This is a genomic window from Streptomyces sp. NPDC090119 (genome assembly GCF_044747085.1).
Taxonomy (GTDB): Bacteria; Actinomycetota; Actinomycetes; order Streptomycetales; family Streptomycetaceae; genus Streptomyces.
The window spans coordinates 1,103,016-1,118,995 of record NZ_JBIVDK010000002.1 but is presented as its reverse complement, the minus strand read 5'-3'; the positions used below and the strand labels follow the sequence as shown (position 1 = coordinate 1,118,995).

Annotated in this window: 14 protein-coding genes and 1 other RNA gene; 13 read left to right on the top strand and 2 right to left on the bottom strand. The window is 71.8% G+C overall.

Translation table 11 applies throughout. The features are described 5' to 3' along the window. Positions 1 to 115 precede the first annotated feature (115 nt). The 3 genes from ACIPPM_RS12445 to ACIPPM_RS12435 all read left to right on the top strand — a co-directional run bounded on the left by ACIPPM_RS12445 (position 116) and on the right by ACIPPM_RS12435 (position 3,837). Positions 116 to 1,336 (top strand): serine/threonine-protein kinase, encoded by a 1,221-nt coding sequence (locus ACIPPM_RS12445; protein WP_401446247.1) that lies wholly within the window; start codon positions 116 to 118, stop codon positions 1,334 to 1,336. A gap of 180 nt (positions 1,337 to 1,516) precedes the next feature. Continuing rightward, the gene (prfB, locus tag ACIPPM_RS12440; protein WP_401446244.1) at positions 1,517 to 2,623 is read left to right on the top strand and encodes a peptide chain release factor 2; all 1,107 of its coding nucleotides are present in this window, start codon (positions 1,517 to 1,519) and stop codon (positions 2,621 to 2,623) included. Positions 2,624 to 2,952: 329 nt separating this feature from the next. Further along, complete coding sequence (locus ACIPPM_RS12435) at positions 2,953 to 3,837, top strand: LPXTG cell wall anchor domain-containing protein (RefSeq protein ID WP_401446241.1); 885 nt, start codon at positions 2,953 to 2,955, stop codon at positions 3,835 to 3,837. Positions 3,838 to 3,950: 113 nt separating this feature from the next. Here ACIPPM_RS12435 and ACIPPM_RS12430 read toward each other — a convergent pair whose 3' ends face one another. After that, positions 3,951 to 4,145 carry a hypothetical protein gene (locus ACIPPM_RS12430; RefSeq protein ID WP_030810994.1) on the bottom strand — a complete coding sequence of 65 codons (195 nt, stop codon included), beginning with the start codon at positions 4,143 to 4,145 and terminating at the stop codon, positions 3,951 to 3,953. A gap of 234 nt (positions 4,146 to 4,379) precedes the next feature. Between ACIPPM_RS12430 and ftsE the strand changes: the two genes are divergently transcribed. From ftsE to ssrA, 5 genes are all read left to right on the top strand, one after another. Continuing rightward, positions 4,380 to 5,069 (top strand): cell division ATP-binding protein FtsE, encoded by a 690-nt coding sequence (gene ftsE / locus ACIPPM_RS12425; RefSeq protein WP_388994276.1) that lies wholly within the window; start codon positions 4,380 to 4,382, stop codon positions 5,067 to 5,069. A 35-nt stretch (positions 5,070 to 5,104) separates the two neighbouring features. Further along, entirely contained in the window at positions 5,105 to 6,025 is a 921-nt protein-coding gene (gene ftsX / locus ACIPPM_RS12420) for a permease-like cell division protein FtsX (protein WP_030810990.1), read from the top strand. A gap of 67 nt (positions 6,026 to 6,092) precedes the next feature. Then, complete coding sequence (locus ACIPPM_RS12415; RefSeq protein WP_401446235.1) at positions 6,093 to 7,298, top strand: S41 family peptidase; 1,206 nt, start codon at positions 6,093 to 6,095, stop codon at positions 7,296 to 7,298. A gap of 57 nt (positions 7,299 to 7,355) precedes the next feature. Further along, positions 7,356 to 7,919, top strand: coding sequence for an SsrA-binding protein SmpB (gene smpB, locus ACIPPM_RS12410; protein WP_388994270.1), 564 nt, complete (start codon positions 7,356 to 7,358; stop codon positions 7,917 to 7,919). A gap of 91 nt (positions 7,920 to 8,010) precedes the next feature. Further along, positions 8,011 to 8,379: a transfer-messenger RNA gene (gene ssrA, locus ACIPPM_RS12405) on the top strand. Here ssrA and ACIPPM_RS12400 read toward each other — a convergent pair. Next, the gene (locus ACIPPM_RS12400; RefSeq protein ID WP_401446232.1) at positions 8,380 to 9,654 is read right to left on the bottom strand and encodes an MFS transporter; all 1,275 of its coding nucleotides are present in this window, start codon (positions 9,652 to 9,654) and stop codon (positions 8,380 to 8,382) included. Between the two features lie 85 nt (positions 9,655 to 9,739). On the opposite strand from ACIPPM_RS12400, the gene ACIPPM_RS12395 reads away from it, so the two are divergent. The 5 genes from ACIPPM_RS12395 to ACIPPM_RS12375 all read left to right on the top strand — a co-directional run bounded on the left by ACIPPM_RS12395 (position 9,740) and on the right by ACIPPM_RS12375 (position 15,936). Beyond that, positions 9,740 to 10,735 carry a LysR family transcriptional regulator gene (locus ACIPPM_RS12395; protein WP_401446229.1) on the top strand — a complete coding sequence of 332 codons (996 nt, stop codon included), beginning with the start codon at positions 9,740 to 9,742 and terminating at the stop codon, positions 10,733 to 10,735. Between the two features lie 202 nt (positions 10,736 to 10,937). Further along, positions 10,938 to 11,894, top strand: a complete 957-nt coding sequence (locus ACIPPM_RS12390) for a hypothetical protein (RefSeq protein ID WP_401446226.1) — start codon at positions 10,938 to 10,940, stop codon at positions 11,892 to 11,894. Positions 11,895 to 11,943: 49 nt separating this feature from the next. Next, positions 11,944 to 14,091, top strand: coding sequence for a bifunctional polysaccharide deacetylase/glycosyltransferase family 2 protein (locus ACIPPM_RS12385; RefSeq protein WP_401446223.1), 2,148 nt, complete (start codon positions 11,944 to 11,946; stop codon positions 14,089 to 14,091). Continuing rightward, a complete protein-coding gene (locus ACIPPM_RS12380; protein WP_401446220.1) occupies positions 14,088 to 15,272 on the top strand; it encodes an acyltransferase in 1,185 nt (394 codons plus the stop codon). Before ACIPPM_RS12385 ends, ACIPPM_RS12380 begins: the two co-directional genes overlap by 4 nt. Before the next feature lie 97 nt (positions 15,273 to 15,369). After that, entirely contained in the window at positions 15,370 to 15,936 is a 567-nt protein-coding gene (locus ACIPPM_RS12375) for a CGNR zinc finger domain-containing protein (RefSeq protein ID WP_401446217.1), read from the top strand. The last annotated feature ends 44 nt before the right edge of the window (positions 15,937 to 15,980 follow it).

Here is a 15,980-nt window from a genome sequence, read left to right as displayed (position 1 = left end):
CCGGTTCTGTGGACTTGTCGACACCCAGCGGGTGATTTCCGGCTCCGCGGTGAAGGCGGCCCCGACAGGCGCGTAGCTTTGTCGACCAGGGCAACACGCGTCTGTAGGAGCAGTCTTGGCACGGAAGATCGGCAGCCGGTACACCGCCAACCAGATCCTGGGGCGGGGCAGCGCCGGAACGGTGTGGCTGGGCGAGGGACCGGGCGGACCCGTCGCCATCAAGATGCTGCGCGAGGACCTCGCCTCCGACCAGGAGCTGGTCGGCCGCTTCGTCCAGGAGCGCACCGCGCTGCTCGGCCTGGAGCATCCGCACATCGTCACCGTGCGCGACCTCGTCGTCGACGGCAACGACCTCGCCCTCGTCATGGACATCGTGCGCGGCACCGACCTGCGCACCCGCCTGGAGCGCGAGCGCCGACTCGCGCCCGAGGCCGCCGTGGCGATCGTCGCCGACGTCGCGGACGGCCTCGCCGCCGCGCACGCCGCGGGCGTCGTCCACCGGGACGTCAAGCCCGAGAACATCCTCCTCGACATGCGCGGCCCGCTCGGCCCCGGCGGCGCCCATCCGGCGCTGCTCACCGACTTCGGTGTGGCCAAGCTCATCGACTCGCCCCGCCGCACCCGCGCCACGAAGATCATCGGCACCCCCGACTACCTCGCCCCCGAGATCGTCGAGGGCCTGCCCCCGCGCGCCGCCGTCGACATCTACGCCCTCGCCACGGTCCTCTACGAGCTGCTCGCGGGCTTCACCCCCTTCGGCGGCGGCCACCCCGGCGCGGTCCTGCGCAGACACGTCACCGAGACCGTCGTCCCGCTGCCCGGCATCCCCGAGGAGCTGTGGCAGCTCATCGTCCAGTGCCTCGCCAAGGGCCCCGCCTCCCGGCTGCGTGCCTCCGAACTCGCCACCCGCCTGCGCGAACAGCTGCCGACCCTCGCGGGCATCCCCCCGCTGGAGGTCGACGAGCCCGATCCCGAGGCCGCCCCGGAGAGCCCCCCGGCACCGCTGCCCGCCGACGAACCGGTCCGCCGCCGGGGCGCGGTCTCCCTGGTCCCCGGCGCCAAGCCCGACTCCAACCGCGACACCCACACCTCCATGCGCGTCCCGGCCCCCGACGAACTCGCGGGCGGCGCCCACGGCACGGCCCGCGCCCCCCGCACCCCCGGCGCCCCCCGCCCCGGCTCAGCCCGCCACCGGGCAGCGGCCCGGCGCCGCAGAATCACGCTGACGATCGCTGGCACCCTCGTGGTGGCGGCGGTCGGCTACGGACTCTGGACCACCTCCACCGACGACACCCCACCCCAGGACACCCGGACGACGTCGACCCCGTCTCGGTAGGCAGAGAGGCGAGGTCAGCCATATTCAGCCCGTCCGGCGTTTGAGGACGAGGCCCCGCAGGGGCCGACAGCGGGGGTCCGGGGGCGGCAGCCCCTGGTACGCCGCGAGTAACACCCCGCACCCCGGTGGTACCGGCCGCCGGGGACCGACCGCACCCGGCGGAGCCGTTACGCTGGGGGCGTGGCAGTCGTCGATGTATCCGAAGAGCTGAAGTCCCTCTCCTCGACCATGGAGTCGATCGAGGCCGTCCTGGACCTCGACAAGCTGAGGGCAGACATCGCCGTGCTCGAGGAGCAGGCGGCCGTGCCGTCCCTCTGGGACAACCCGGACGAGGCGCAGAAGATCACCAGCAAGCTCTCCCACCTCCAGGCCGAGGTCAGGAAGGCGGAGGCGCTGCGCGGCCGGATCGACGATCTCGCCGTCCTCTTCGAGATGGCCGAGGAGGAGGACGACCCGGACACCCGCGCCGAGGCCGAGTCCGAGCTGGTCGCGGTGAAGAAGGCGCTGGACGAGATGGAGGTCCGTACCCTCCTGTCCGGCGAGTACGACTCCCGTGAGGCGCTGGTCAACATCCGCGCCGAGGCGGGCGGCGTCGACGCCGCCGACTTCGCCGAGCAGCTGCAGCGCATGTACCTGCGCTGGGCCGAGCGCCACGGCTACAAGACCGAGATCTACGAGACGTCGTACGCCGAAGAGGCCGGCATCAAGTCGACCACCTTCGCCGTCCAGATCCCGTACGCCTACGGCACGCTCTCCGTCGAGCAGGGCACGCACCGTCTGGTGCGCATCTCGCCCTTCGACAACCAGGGCCGCCGCCAGACGTCCTTCGCGGGCGTCGAGGTGCTCCCGGTGGTGGAGCAGACCGACCACGTCGAGATCGACGAGTCGGACCTGCGCATCGACGTCTACCGCTCCTCGGGCCCCGGCGGCCAGGGCGTGAACACGACGGACTCCGCGGTCCGGCTCACCCACCTGCCCACCGGCATCGTGGTCTCCTGCCAGAACGAGCGCTCCCAGATCCAGAACAAGGCCACGGCGATGAACGTGCTGCAGGCCAAGCTGCTGGAGCGCCAGCGCCAGGAGGAGCGCGCCAAGATGGACGCCCTCAAGGGCGACGGCGGCAGCTCCTGGGGCAACCAGATGCGCTCGTACGTCCTGCACCCGTACCAGATGGTCAAGGACCTGCGCACCGAGTTCGAGGTCGGCAACCCGCAGTCCGTGCTCGACGGTGAGATCGACGGCTTCCTGGAGGCCGGAATTCGCTGGCGCAAGCAGCAGGAGAAGTAAGTTTGTCGACATGACAACCTTTGACAACTGCCGTCCTCGGGGCGGCAGTTGTCTTGTTTCTGGGCTTCAGGTCACAATCACGTCAGCCAACTCCCGGCAAACGCCCTCCCATAGGACATTGCGCCCGCAACGGCCTTGACGCTGCTTAAAAAAATGGGAAAGGTGAAACGCGGCATGCGCATGTCTGGGGCGCATGTGCACCGGGGGAACAAGAGACGGTCCGGGACACGACGCCTATGTCGGTTCCGCACATGTCAGCTGCCTCCGTCGAGCACGGCAAGCCCCACTGCGCCGCCTCATCGACAACAGCTACTGGGGGTAGCAGACATATGACGAAGAAGACGCGTGTGCGCGTCGCACGTATAGCCGCCGGTGCGGTGATGGCCGCGGGCGCCTCGCTGATGGTGGCGGGCGTGGCCTCCGCCGACCCGGGCCAGCCCGAGCCCGACCCGTCCTGCGGCGTTCTCAGCACCTGCGCCGACCCGGACCCCGGCACGGACGGCGGCACCGAGGGCACCACCGGCGGCGACTCGTCCGGTGGCGACACGACCGGCGGCACCGAGGGCGGTGACGCGAGCATCGGCGGAGTCATCGGCGGCGTGATCGGTGGCGGCGACTCTTCCGGTGGCAACACCACGGGCGGCAACACCACCGGTGGTAACACCACGGGCGGTGACGCGACCGGTGGTAACACCACGGGTGGCGACACGACCGGCGGCAACACCACGGGTGGCGACACCACCGGCGGCTCGACCACGACCGGCGGCGGCTCCACGACCGGCGGCGGCGACAGCACGGGTGGCTCGACCACGACCGGCGGCGGCTCCACGACCGGCGGCGGCTCCACGGGCGGCTCCTCCACCACGGGCGGCTCCACCACCGGTGGGTCCACCACGGGCGGCGGCGGCACCACCGGCGGTACGTCCGGAGGTTCCGCCACCGGCGGCTCCACCACGGGCGGCGGCGGCACCACCGGCGGCACCACCCCCGACGGCGGCAACGACAACGTCTCCCAGGAGGAGGGCACCTCCGCCCTCACCGACACCGGCTCGGACACCACCGCGCAGCAGAACGGGAACGGCAAGCAGCTCGCCGAGACCGGTGCGGGGGAGACCACATTCCTGCTGGTCGGCGCCGCGACGATGATCGCGGGCGGCGTCGCCTTCCGCGTCCTGCCGCGCCTGGCGGGCAACCGCGGCGGCACGGCCGCCTGAAGGTAGCCGAAACGTCACTCCGCGTAGCGTGAGCGGAGAAAGAGAAGGGCCCGGAGCATCCGCTCCGGGCCCTTCCTCGTGTCCTGAGATGCCCTGAGATGTCCTGGGGGGACCTAGACGGTCTGGTGCGCCAGCAGCGCCGTCAGCGCGATCAGCACCACCAGCAGCGCGACCAGCGCCGCCGGGCTCACCCCGCCCAGGAACCCCGCCTGCTGCTGGAGCCGCTCACGGCTCGCACGGCACACCGGGCACCGGCCCTCGCTCACGGGGGCCGCGCAGTTCGCGCACACCAACCGGTCGTACGTCATGCGCTCGCCCTCCTCGTGCCAGGCCCTCAACCCCGTACAACGCCGACGGGAACGAGAACGTTCCCCCTCCACTCTGCCAGGTTCCCCCCGAAAGAGCGCGGGCGCCCGGGAAAGCGGAAAGTGCCGCCGTACAAAAACGCACAAGTCTGTCGCAACGGCGACCGGGCCCTGCGTAGGCACTCCCGGTTCGCGTATGGTCACGCTCATCATCCCCCGGCGACCCGTGGTGCATCCGTGATCCGATTCGACAGTGTCTCCAAGGTCTACCCCAAGCAGACCCGGCCCGCCCTCAGGGAGGTGTCCCTGGAGGTGGACAAGGGCGAGTTCGTCTTCCTCGTGGGGTCCTCCGGCTCCGGCAAGTCGACCTTCCTCAGGCTGGTGCTCCGCGAGGAGCGGTGCAGCCACGGCCAGGTGCACGTCCTGGGCAAGGACCTCGCCCGGCTGTCCAACTGGAAGGTGCCGCAGATGCGCCGCCAGCTCGGGACGGTCTTCCAGGACTTCCGCCTGCTGCCCAACAAGACGGTCGCGGAGAACGTGGCCTTCGCGCAGGAGGTCATCGGCAAGTCCCGCGGCGAGATCCGCAAGTCCGTGCCCCAGGTGCTCGACCTCGTCGGGCTCGGCGGCAAGGAGGACCGTATGCCGGGCGAGCTGTCCGGTGGTGAGCAGCAACGCGTGGCCATCGCGCGGGCGTTCGTCAATCGCCCCAAGCTGCTGATCGCCGACGAGCCCACCGGAAACCTCGACCCGCAGACCTCCGTCGGCATCATGAAGCTGCTCGACCGCATCAACCGGACGGGCACCACCGTCATCATGGCGACGCACGACCAGAACATCGTGGACCAGATGCGCAAGCGCGTCATCGAGCTGGAGAAGGGCCGCCTCGTGCGCGACCAGGCCCGCGGCGTCTACGGCTACCAGCACTGAAGCAAGTTCACGACGGAAAGGCTTGACCAGACGCCATGCGCGCCCAGTTCGTCATGTCGGAGATCGGTGTCGGTCTCCGCCGCAACCTGACGATGACCTTCGCCGTCATCGTCTCCGTCGCCCTGTCCCTGGCCCTCTTCGGCGGCTCCCTGATGATGAGCGACCAGGTGAGCACCATGAAGGGCTACTGGTACGACAAGGTCAACGTCTCGATCTTCCTCTGCAACAAGAGCGACGCCCAGTCGGACGTCAACTGCGCCAAGGGCGCGGCCACCGAGGACCAGAAGAAGCAGATCCAGGCCGACCTCGGCAAGATGTCCTCCATCGTGGAGAAGGTCACCTATGAGTCGCAGGACACGGCCTACAAGCACTACAAGGAGCAGTTCGGCAACTCCCCGCTGGCCAGCTCGCTGACGCCGGACCAGATGCAGGAGTCGTACCGGATCAAGCTCAAGGACCCGCAGAAGTACCAGGTGATCGCCACCGCGTTCAACGGGCGTGCGGGCGTGCAGTCGGTGCAGGACCAGCGGAGCATCCTCGACAACCTGTTCCAGCTCCTCAACCTGATGAACCGGGCGGCGCTGTTCCTGATGGCGCTGATGCTGTTCGTCGCGCTGCTGCTGATCGTCAACACGGTGCGGGTGTCGGCGTTCAGCCGCCGCCGGGAGACCGGGATCATGCGGCTGGTCGGCGCCTCCGGGTTCTACATCCAGGCGCCGTTCATCATGGAGGCCGCGGTCGCCGGACTCATCGGCGGCAGCCTCGCCTGTGTCTTCCTGGTGCTGGGCCGGTACTTCACCATCGACCACGGCATGGCCCTCTCCAGCAAGCTGACGCTCATCAACTTCATCGGCTGGGACTCGGTGTTGACCAAGCTGCCGCTGATCCTCGCGACCAGCGTGCTGATGCCTTCCCTGGCGGCGTTCTTCGCGTTGCGCAAGTATCTGAAGGTGTGACACATGCCAAGAGGGCCGTACAGGCATCCGTCTGTACGGCCCTTCGTGTTGTCCTAGACTCACCGCCATGTCAGGCCGTGCCCTGTTCCGTCAGCCCCGCCGCAAACGCCGCGGGGCCGCCCTGAGCTTGGTGTTCGCCGGAGCGATCACCGCGGGGGCCGTCACGGGCTCCCTGCCGGACACCGCCCAGGCCCGCCGCCTCGACGCCAACGCCCGGTCGACCGAGGGGATTCAGGCCACCGGCAGGCCCCGCCCCGAGGACGTGCGCCGGGCCGCCGCCGAGGCCATGGCGAAGGGCGAGTCGCCCACCGAGGCCGCCGAACAGGCCGTCAGCCGCAGCGGGGACCGCTGGGCCGCCGTCTACTCCGAGGACGAGTACCAGGAGTTCCGCGACGCCCTGGACGGCGAGTACACCGGCGTCGGACTGTGGGCGAAGCGCGCCCGCGACGGGCAGGTCACCGTGAGCCGGGTGCGGTCCGGCTCGCCCGCCGCCGACGCCGGCATCCGCGAGGGCGACCGGCTGCGCAGCGTCGACGGCCGCGAGGTCGACGGCCGCCCGGTCACCGAGGTGGTCTCCCTGCTCCGCGGCGACGCCGAGGACGCGGCAGCGGGCACCCCGGTCACCGTCGGCATCCAGCGCGGCGCCGACTCCTGGTCCCGGACCCTGCACCGGGCCCGGCTCTCCACCGACCCGGTGACCGTCAGCGACCCGGTCGCCGGGGTCGTCGTGGTCCGGGTGTCCGCCTTCACCAAGGGCTCCGCCAAGGCCGTACGGACCGCCGTCCGGCGCGCCCCGGCGGGCAGCGGGGTCGTGCTCGACCTGCGCGGCAACTCCGGCGGCCTGGTCACCGAGGCAGTCGCCACCGCCTCCTGCTTCCTCGACGGCGGCCTGGTCGCCACCTACGACGTGGACGGCGCCCAGCGCGCCCTGCACGCCGCCTCCGGCGGCGACACCGCCCGCCCGCTGGTCACCCTGGTCGACGGGGGCACGATGAGCGCGGCCGAGCTGCTCACCGGCGCCCTGCAGGACCGGGGCCGGGCCGTGGTGATCGGCTCGCGCACCTTCGGCAAGGGCTCGGTGCAGATGCCGACCGCGCTGCCGGACGGTTCGGTGGCCGAACTCACCGTCGGCCACTACCGCACCCCCTCCGGTCACGCGGTCGACGGCCGGGGCATCACCCCCGACCTGGACGCGGGCGAGGGCGCGCTGAAGCGGGCGGAGACGGTCCTGACCGGCCTGGGCGACCCCCGGGAGCCCCTGACCGCACCCTGACCTCACCCCTAATCCGCTTCCCTTCGCCCCCCTCGATGGTGCGAAAATGGCGGCACTATGAGTAAGGGAATGTACGTACCGAAGGAGTCCCAGCCCAAGCAGGGCGGGGCGGCCTCCGCCAAGGCCAAGGACGGCAAGCGCAAGCTCGTCGCCCAGAACAAGAAGGCGCGGCACGACTACGCGATCATCGACACCTTCGAGGCCGGGATCGTGCTGTCCGGCACCGAGGTGAAGTCGCTGCGCCAGGGGCGGGCCTCGCTGGCCGACGGCTTCGTCCAGATCGACGGGAACGAGGCGTGGCTGCACAACGCCCACATCCCCGAGTACAGCCAGGGCACCTGGACCAACCACTCCGTGCGCCGCAAGCGCAAGCTGCTCCTGCACCGCGAGGAGATCGACAAGTTGGAGGTGAAGTCCCAGGAGACGGGCCACACCATCGTGCCCCTCGCCCTGTACTTCAAGGACGGCCGGGCGAAGGCGGAGATCGCGCTGGCCCGAGGCAAGAAGGAGTACGACAAGCGGCAGACCCTGCGCGAGAAGCAGGACCGGCGCGAGTCGGACCGCGCGATCGCGGCCGCCAAGCGCAAGCAGCGCGGCGCCAAGACCGACCGCCGGGAATAAGCTGGCACACTCCCGCGTTGGTCACGTACGATGGCACAGCACTCCATCGAGGGTGCGCCGCCTCCTGCGGGGGGCATTGAAAAAACAACATGGGGATGATCGGTTTCGACAGCGGATGTCGAAGCAGGGGAAGCGTGTCGAGGAAGCGGCAATGATCTCGTAAACCATATGTCGCAACCAATAATCGCCAACACCAAGCGCGATTCCTTCGCCCTCGCTGCCTAAGTAGCGACTTGCGAAGTGTCAGCCCGGGGCTGTTCCCGACCCGGATCCTGGCATCAGCTAGGGAACTAAACCTTGATCCCGGTCACGGGGTGAAGAGGGAAATCTAACAGTGACTGAGCCCGTCGGAGACTTGTCCGCGTGATCTCCGGGGCCGAGAAAATCGAAGCGGACTGCACACGGAGAAGCCCTGTTTCTGCACCGGTGGACGCGGGTTCGATTCCCGCCATCTCCACGATCAGGAGGCCCTCGGGCCTTCCGAACCCATGTGGGCCAAGGCCCCGTCGCTAGCCGCGGCGGGGCCTTCGTCTTTGTACCGGGAGCCTTTGTACCGGGACCCGCGCAGCGCCCAGCCGAGAAGGCACGCGGTGCTCGCGGACAGCGCCGGGATCGCGTACGCCGTGCCCGCGCCGAGGTGGTCCGCCGCCCAGCCGCCGGCCGCCGAACCGCAGGCGATACCGGTGAGCAGCGCGGTCACGACCAGGCTCATGCCCTCGTTCAGACGGCCGTCCGGGGTGCGCTCCTGGACCAGCGTCATCGCGGTCACCATGGTCGGCGCGGTCGCGGTGCCCGCCACCAGCAGGGCCCCCGCCAGCACCCACAGTGAGCCGGTGGTGGCGGCGAGCCAGGGGAGCGTCATCAGCGCGGCCATCGCGGGCAGGCACCGCCCGAGCCGCCGCGCCGCCGGGCCCGGCGGCAGCGCCCCGTACAGCAGGCCCGCCGCGCACGACCCGGCCGCCTGGAGCGCGAGCACGACCCCGGCCACCGCACGCTGCCCCTGGGCGTCGGCGTACGCCACGGTGACCACCTCCATCGACCCGAACACCGCCCCGGTCGCCGTGAAGCAGACCAGCAGGGGCCGGATTCCGGGGGCGCGCAGCGGGGACGGCGTCCTGGTGCCGGGGCTCGGCGGGGGCTCGGTCGCGCGCTGGGCGGTGAACAGCAGCATCCCGGCCGCGAGCAGCACCGCCCCGGCGAGCGTGCCCGCCTCGGGGAAGAGAGCGCCGGTCAGGAAGGACGCCAGCGCCGGGCCCAGCATGAAGCACAGCTCGTCGGCCGCCTGCTCGAACGAGTTCGCGGTGTGCCGGGCTTCGGGATCGTTCCGCAGCAGATGCGCCCAGCGGGCGCGGGACAGCCCGCCGACGTTGGGCGTGGCCGCCCAGGAGGCGTACGCCGCGAACAGCGTCCAGTCGGGGGCGTCGTACCGCACGCACAACAGCAGGGCGAGGGCGCCGAGCACCGCCACCAGGGTCGCTGGCCGGGCCACCCTGGCCTGCCCGTACCGGTCCACCAGCCGGGCCAGCCAGGGGCCCGCCAGCCCGCTCGCCACCAGCCCGGTCGCGCTGACCGCTCCGGCGAGCGCGTACGAGCCTCGCGCACCGGCGATCATCACCACCGCGCTCACCCCGGCCATGCCCACCGGCAGGCGGGCGAGCAGGTTGCCCGCGGTGAAGGCGAGGGCGCCGGGACGGGCGAAGAGACGACGGTAGGCGACTGCGGTGCGCGGTGACATGCCGCTCACGCTCTCCCGTGCGGCGGGCGCCGGTCCAACACCTGTTCGGCGCCGATTCACGCGCCCGCGTTGTAAGTTCGCCGCCATGCCCGCCGCCATGCCTCCCGCGATCGAACCCCGCCTGCTGCGCGCCTTCGTGGCCGTCGCCGAGGAACTGCACTTCACCCGCGCCGCCGCCCGGCTCTACGTCGCCCAGCAGGCGCTGAGCCGGGACGTACGGCGGCTCGAACGGGAGCTGGGGGCCGAGCTGTTCCTCCGTACCACCCGGCAGGTGACGCTCACCGCGGACGGCGAGCGGCTGCTGCCGTATGCCCGGCGGGTGCTCGCCGCCCAGGACGACCTCCTCGCCGCTTTCGGCGCCGCCCGCCCGCTGCTGGTCGACGTCAACTCCGAAGGCCCCCTCACCGCCCGCCGGGTGCTGCTCCGGGCACGCGAACTGGCGCCTGATCACGAGCTGTTGGCCCGCTACGAGCGCGGTCTCACCGGGGCGGCGGCGGCCCTGCTCGCCGGGCGCCTGGACGTCTCCTTCGGCCGCTTCGCCGGTCTGGACCCGGTGTTGCGCTCCGGCCTCGCCCAACAGCCCGTGCGCTACGAGCCGATGGCGGTACTGCTGCCCGAGGACCACCCGCTGGCCGCGCTGCCCGAGGTGCCGCTCGGCGCGCTCGCCGGGGAGACGGTGTACGCCGGGGCGGGGAACCCCGGCACGCGGGAGTGGACCGAGCTGGCCCGTCAGCTCTTCGAGGGACGCGGCATCCGGCCGGCGCCACCCCATCCGGTGGTTCTCGGCGCCGAGGAGTTCGCCCGCGTGATGGCGGCGAGCCGGATGCCGGTGCTCGCGGTGGTGGATTTTCCGGCCATGTCGGGCGCGGCGCTGCGACCCCTGGTCGATCCGGTTCCACTTTCGCCCGTCTCGCTGGTGTGGCGGAAGGGGCTGGTCCATCCCGCGCTGGACGCGCTGAAGGCGGCGGCGGCCGAGCTGGCCCGCGCCGAGAAGTGGCTTTCGCCGCCCGGTGACCGATGGATTCCAGCCATGGATGTCGAGGTGATGAACGGCCCTTTCCGCCACTCCGAGCACATGTGAACTCACCTTGCGCTACATTCGGGGACCCGAGCACTGGGGTAGAGGGGGGCGTTCGGACCGGGTGGGGGCCTGGTCCGGCCGGCGCGTGCTCGGTGTCGCCGGCGCACCCCGGATCAGTCCCGTGGGGGGATGTGCGCACATGGAACAGTGGCGGGAAGAACGCCGACCGGAATGGCCCGAAGTGGCTCCGACGGCACGAGACATGCAGGTGGCAGGGGGTTCCACTCAAGCTTTCCCGGAAACCGGAACCGTCGCGGAGGCCGATCTGGGCCGGGACGGCACGGCCTCGCCGGGCGGTGGACGCCCCGCGTTCCCGCGTGTCGTACGTCCGTCCGATGCCGGGGCGCTCGCGGCGGCGGCCATACTCCGGGGCGGTCCGGCCGCCCTCGCCGGAACCGACGCGACGGCCCTGCTGCCCCGCTCCGGGACCCCGCGCACGGCGGCCGACTTCCGCCCCTCGGGCGACCGGTCCGGAACCGAGCGCACGGCGATGCTGCCCGGCGTGTCCGGCTCAAGCTCCGGGGCCCATGATCCGCACGAGGTGACCGTCCAGCTCGACTCCGTCCAGGCCGCGGGCCCCGAGCCCGCCGACGCCTCGGACCGCCCGGTGTTCGTGGACGAGTCCGGCCGCCGCAGCCGTACCTTCCGCCGCCTCGGGCTGCTGGTCGCGGGCCTCTGCGCGGGCTACGCCGCCGTCATCGGGATCACCCTGCTCTCCGGCAGCTCCGACGCGCCCTGGCTGCCGGTGCCGCAGAAGGAGGACAAGCCCGCGAGCCGGGTCGACTCCTCGCCCGTGCCCAGCGCCTCGGCCCCGGCCGCGCCCGGCAGGCGCGGCCGCACCGGCGCCGGCACGGAACCCGCGGCGCCGGACACCGCACCGGTCACCGTCGCCGCCGTACCCGTACCGGGACGGGCGAGCCCCAGCTCCCGGGCCACCACGGCGGCCCGGCCGCCCGCCGCGGCGAGCCCGACACCGGGCAGGTCCGCGCCGCCCGCCCCCGGCGGGGGCAGCCCGAAGCCGACGCCCACCGCGACCGCGTCCACCGAGGCGTCCCCGGCGCCGAGCACCACCGCGCCCAGCCCGGTCGCCACCGAGTCCCCGGCAGGCGGCGGAGGCCCGCAGCCCCAGGGCTCGGCCGCCCGGCCCGCCGCCGGATGACCCGCCGCGTCCTCGACCGGAAGAACCGGAAGAACCGGAAGAACCCCTGATGACTCCGCGAACCGCCCGCCGGGCGCTGCCCCGGCGCCGTCGGCTGCCGCTGCGCCCGCTGCTGGCCTTCCTGGTGCTGCTCGCCACGCTGGCCATGCTCATGCTGCACGGCTACGTCCACAACGAGATCCTCGCCGACCACCGCGTCCGGCCCGAGGCGCCCGATCAACGAGTGCCCGCGAAGATCACCGACGGCGGCCCCGTCATCGACACCCGGGGCGGGCGCACCGACAGCCTCCGGGTGCCGGAGCGCCGTATCGTCCTCACCTTCGACGACGGCCCCGACCCGACCTGGACACCCCAGGTGCTGGACGCGCTCAGGCGGAACCACGCGCGGGCCACGTTCTTCGTGACCGGCACGATGACCTCCCGCTACCCGGAGCTGGTCCGGCGCATGGTGGACGAGGGCCACGAGGTCGGCCTGCACACCTTCAACCACCCCGACCTCTCCTACCAGTCCAAGCGCCGTGTCGACTGGGAGCTGTCCCAGGGGCAGCTGGCCCTCGCGGGCGCGGCGGGCATCCGCAGCTCGCTGTTCCGGCCCCCGTACTCCTCGTTCGCCTCCGCGATGGACGACCGGTCCTGGCCGGTGGCCGAGTACGTCGGCGGGCGCGGCTATCTCATCGTGCTCAACGACCGGGACAGCGAGGACTGGCGCAGGCCCGGCGCCGAGGAGATCATCCGCCGGGCCACGCCCGCGCAGGGCAAGGGCGCGGTCGTCCTCATGCACGACTCCGGCGGCGACCGGAGCCAGACGGTCCAGGCGATCGACACCCTGCTGCCCCGGCTCCAGCAGCAGGGCTACCGCTTCCAGACGCTCACCGAGGCACTGGACGCGCCGAGCGCCGACACCCCCGTCACCGGGCTCGGGCTGTGGACCGGAAAGGCGTGGATCGCGCTGGTCAAGGCGTCGGACGGCATCACCACCGGGCTCGTCGTGGGCCTCGCCGTCATCGGTGTGCTGGTCTTCGGGCGGTTCGGGCTGATGCTGCTGCTGTCCGCCGCGCACGCCCGCCGCACCCGCCGCCGCGGCTTTCGCTGGGGCCCGGCGCCGGTCACCGAACCGGCGACCGTGCTGGTCCCGGCGTACAACGAGGCCAAGTGCATCGAGAACACGGTGCGTTCGCTGGTCGGCGGGGAGCATCCGGTGGAGGTCATCGTCGTCGACGACGGCTCCGCCGACGGCACCGCGCGCATCGTGGAGGGGCTCGGACTGCCCGGCGTCCGGGTCGTCCGGCAGCACAACGCGGGCAAGCCCGCCGCCCTCAACCGGGGCCTGGCGAACGCCAGTCACGACCTGATCGTGATGATGGACGGCGACACCGTCTTCGAGTCGTCCACCGTCCGCGAGCTGGTGCAGCCCTTCGCCGACCCGCGCGTCGGCGCCGTCGCGGGCAACGCCAAGGTCGGCAACAAGGACACCCTCATCGGGGCCTGGCAGCACATCGAGTACGTGATGGGCTTCAACCTCGACCGCCGTATGTACGACGTGCTGCGCTGCATGCCGACCATCCCCGGCGCCGTCGGCGCGTTCCGCCGTACCGCGCTGGAACGGGTCGGCGGGATGAGCGACGACACCCTCGCCGAGGACACCGACATCACCATGGCCCTGCACCGCGACGGCTGGCGGGTGGTCTACGCGGAGAGGGCCCGCGCCTGGACCGAGGCGCCGGAATCCGTGCAACAGCTCTGGTCCCAGCGCTACCGCTGGTCCTACGGCACCATGCAGGCCATCTGGAAACACCGCCGGGCCGTGCTGGAACGCGGGCCCTCGGGACGGTTCGGCCGGGTCGGGCTGCCGCTGGTCGCCCTGTTCATGGTCGTCGCGCCGCTGCTCGCCCCGCTGATCGACATCTTCCTCGTCTACGGCCTGGTCTTCGGCCCGACGGAGAAGACGATCGCGTCCTGGTTCGCCGTCCTGGCCGTCCAGGCCGTCTGCGCGGCCTACGCCTTCGCACTGGACCGGGAGCGGCTCACCCCGCTGATCTCCCTCCCGCTCCAGCAACTCCTGTACCGCCAGCTGATGTACGTCGTGCTGCTCCAGTCCTGGATCACGGCACTCACCGGCGGCCGGCTGCGCTGGCAGAAGCTCCGCCGCAAGGGCGGGATGTCGGCCCCGGTCCCGGCGGAAGGAGCGCTGCGATGACGACGGCCCTCACCCCCGAGGTGGCTCCCGAGCCGGTGAAGCGGCGGGCCCCGGTCCGGGACCGCTACTTCGACCTGCTCCGCGCGGTCGCCCTCTTCCGCGTCGTCTTCTACCACCTGATGGGCTGGGCCTGGCTGCCCGTCGTCTTCCCGTCCATGGGCGTGATGTTCGCCCTCGCGGGCAACCTGATGGCCCGCTCCCTGAAGCGCCCCGCGGTGGACGTCGTACGGGGCCGGCTGCGCCGACTGCTGCCGCCGCTCTGGCTGCTGGGCGCGCTCGGGGTGTCCGGCATGGTGCTCCAGGGCTGGCGGCCCGGCGCCGAGGGGCATCCCGGCTGGTGGTTCGCCCACCTGGGCTTCTGGGTGCTGCCGCTGAGCGACCCCCCGTACGCGGGCACGCTGCCCGGTGTCCACGGGGTGCTCGGCCCGGACTGGGCGGCCGAACTGGCCGGACCGCTCTGGTACATCCGCGCCTACCTGTGGTTCGTCCTGCTCTCCCCGGTCCTGCTGCGGGCGCTGAAGGCGATCCCCTGGATCACCGTGCTGTCCCCGGTCGCACTGGCCGCCGCCTTCGAGTTCGGCCACCTCCAACTCCCCGGCGAACGCTTCCCGTCGGCGCTGACCGACTTCAGCACCTTCGGCGCCTGCTGGATTCTCGGCATGGCCCACCAGCAGGGGGTCCTGAAACGCGTCCCGCGCTACGTCGTGCCCTCCGTCGCCCCGCTCGTCGCCGGACTCGGCCTCTGGTACGCGCTCACGCACGGCTTCCGCGCGGGACACGACCTGGACGACATCCCGTTCGCCCAGTCCCTCTACTCCCTCGCCACCGTGCTGCTCCTGCTGCACATCAGCCCGGTCTGGACCGAGTGGCCCCGGCTGCTGCGCCCCTTCGACCGCCTGATCACCCTGCTCAACTCCCGGGCGGTGACCATCTATCTCTGGCACAACCTCTGCATCCTCGTCGCCTCCACCCTCTGGGACCAGCTCTGGCGCTACGACGTCCTGGACGAGCACTGCCCCTGGCTCCTGGAGAGCTCCTGGCCCGTCCTCGCCCTCACCTGGACCCTGATCTGCGCCTGCGTCCTCACCTTCGGCTGGGCGGAGGACCTGGCGGCGAAACGCAGACCCCAGCTCTGGCCGGACGGGCGCCCGCGCTCGGCCAGCCGTCACCGCGCGGCCTGACCGGGCCGGGGCGCGGGGGGTTCCGGCCGCCGGGCGGGAGGGGCACTGTGGAGGGGAGCGAGAAGACGCCCTCCTGCCTAGGCGGTGACCGAAGCGCATGGCACGCGGTACGCCACGATTCGAAGCCGGGCGAAGCTGCCTGGACCTGCTGGCCACCGCGCATCCGGAGGAACGGATCGGCACACCCCAGGAGTTGGCGGAGTGGATCGTCGAGGCCGGGCTGGTGCCCGTCGGGGCACCCCTCCAAGGGGTCGACGGGCGCTGGGTCGCCGAGTTCCTCGAACTGCGCCTGCACGCCGACCGGTTGATCCGGGCACGTACCGCGCACCCCGGTGACTCGCTCGACCGGATCAACCGCGCCGCCCGCGCCGCCGCACCCCCGGCCGTCCGTGCCGTGCCCGGTGAAAAGGGTTGTCTGGTCGGGGAGCTGGCCGAGCCGGTCCGGTGTGCCGCCCTGCTCTCCCTCCTCGCCCGTGACACCGTCGACCTCCTCACCGACCCCCTCGCGCGGGCGGCCGTGCGTGAATGCGAGGCGTGCGGGTGCCCGTTGCTGTATCTCGACACCTCGCGCGGGCGCCGCAGGCGATGGTGTTCCAGCGAGGTGTGCGGCAACCGCGAGCGGGTCGCCCGGCACCGCAGGCGGGTCGCGCTCGCCCGGTCCTGAACGTCCGGGTACGGCCCAAGTGCCGGAAACACACATCCACTTGA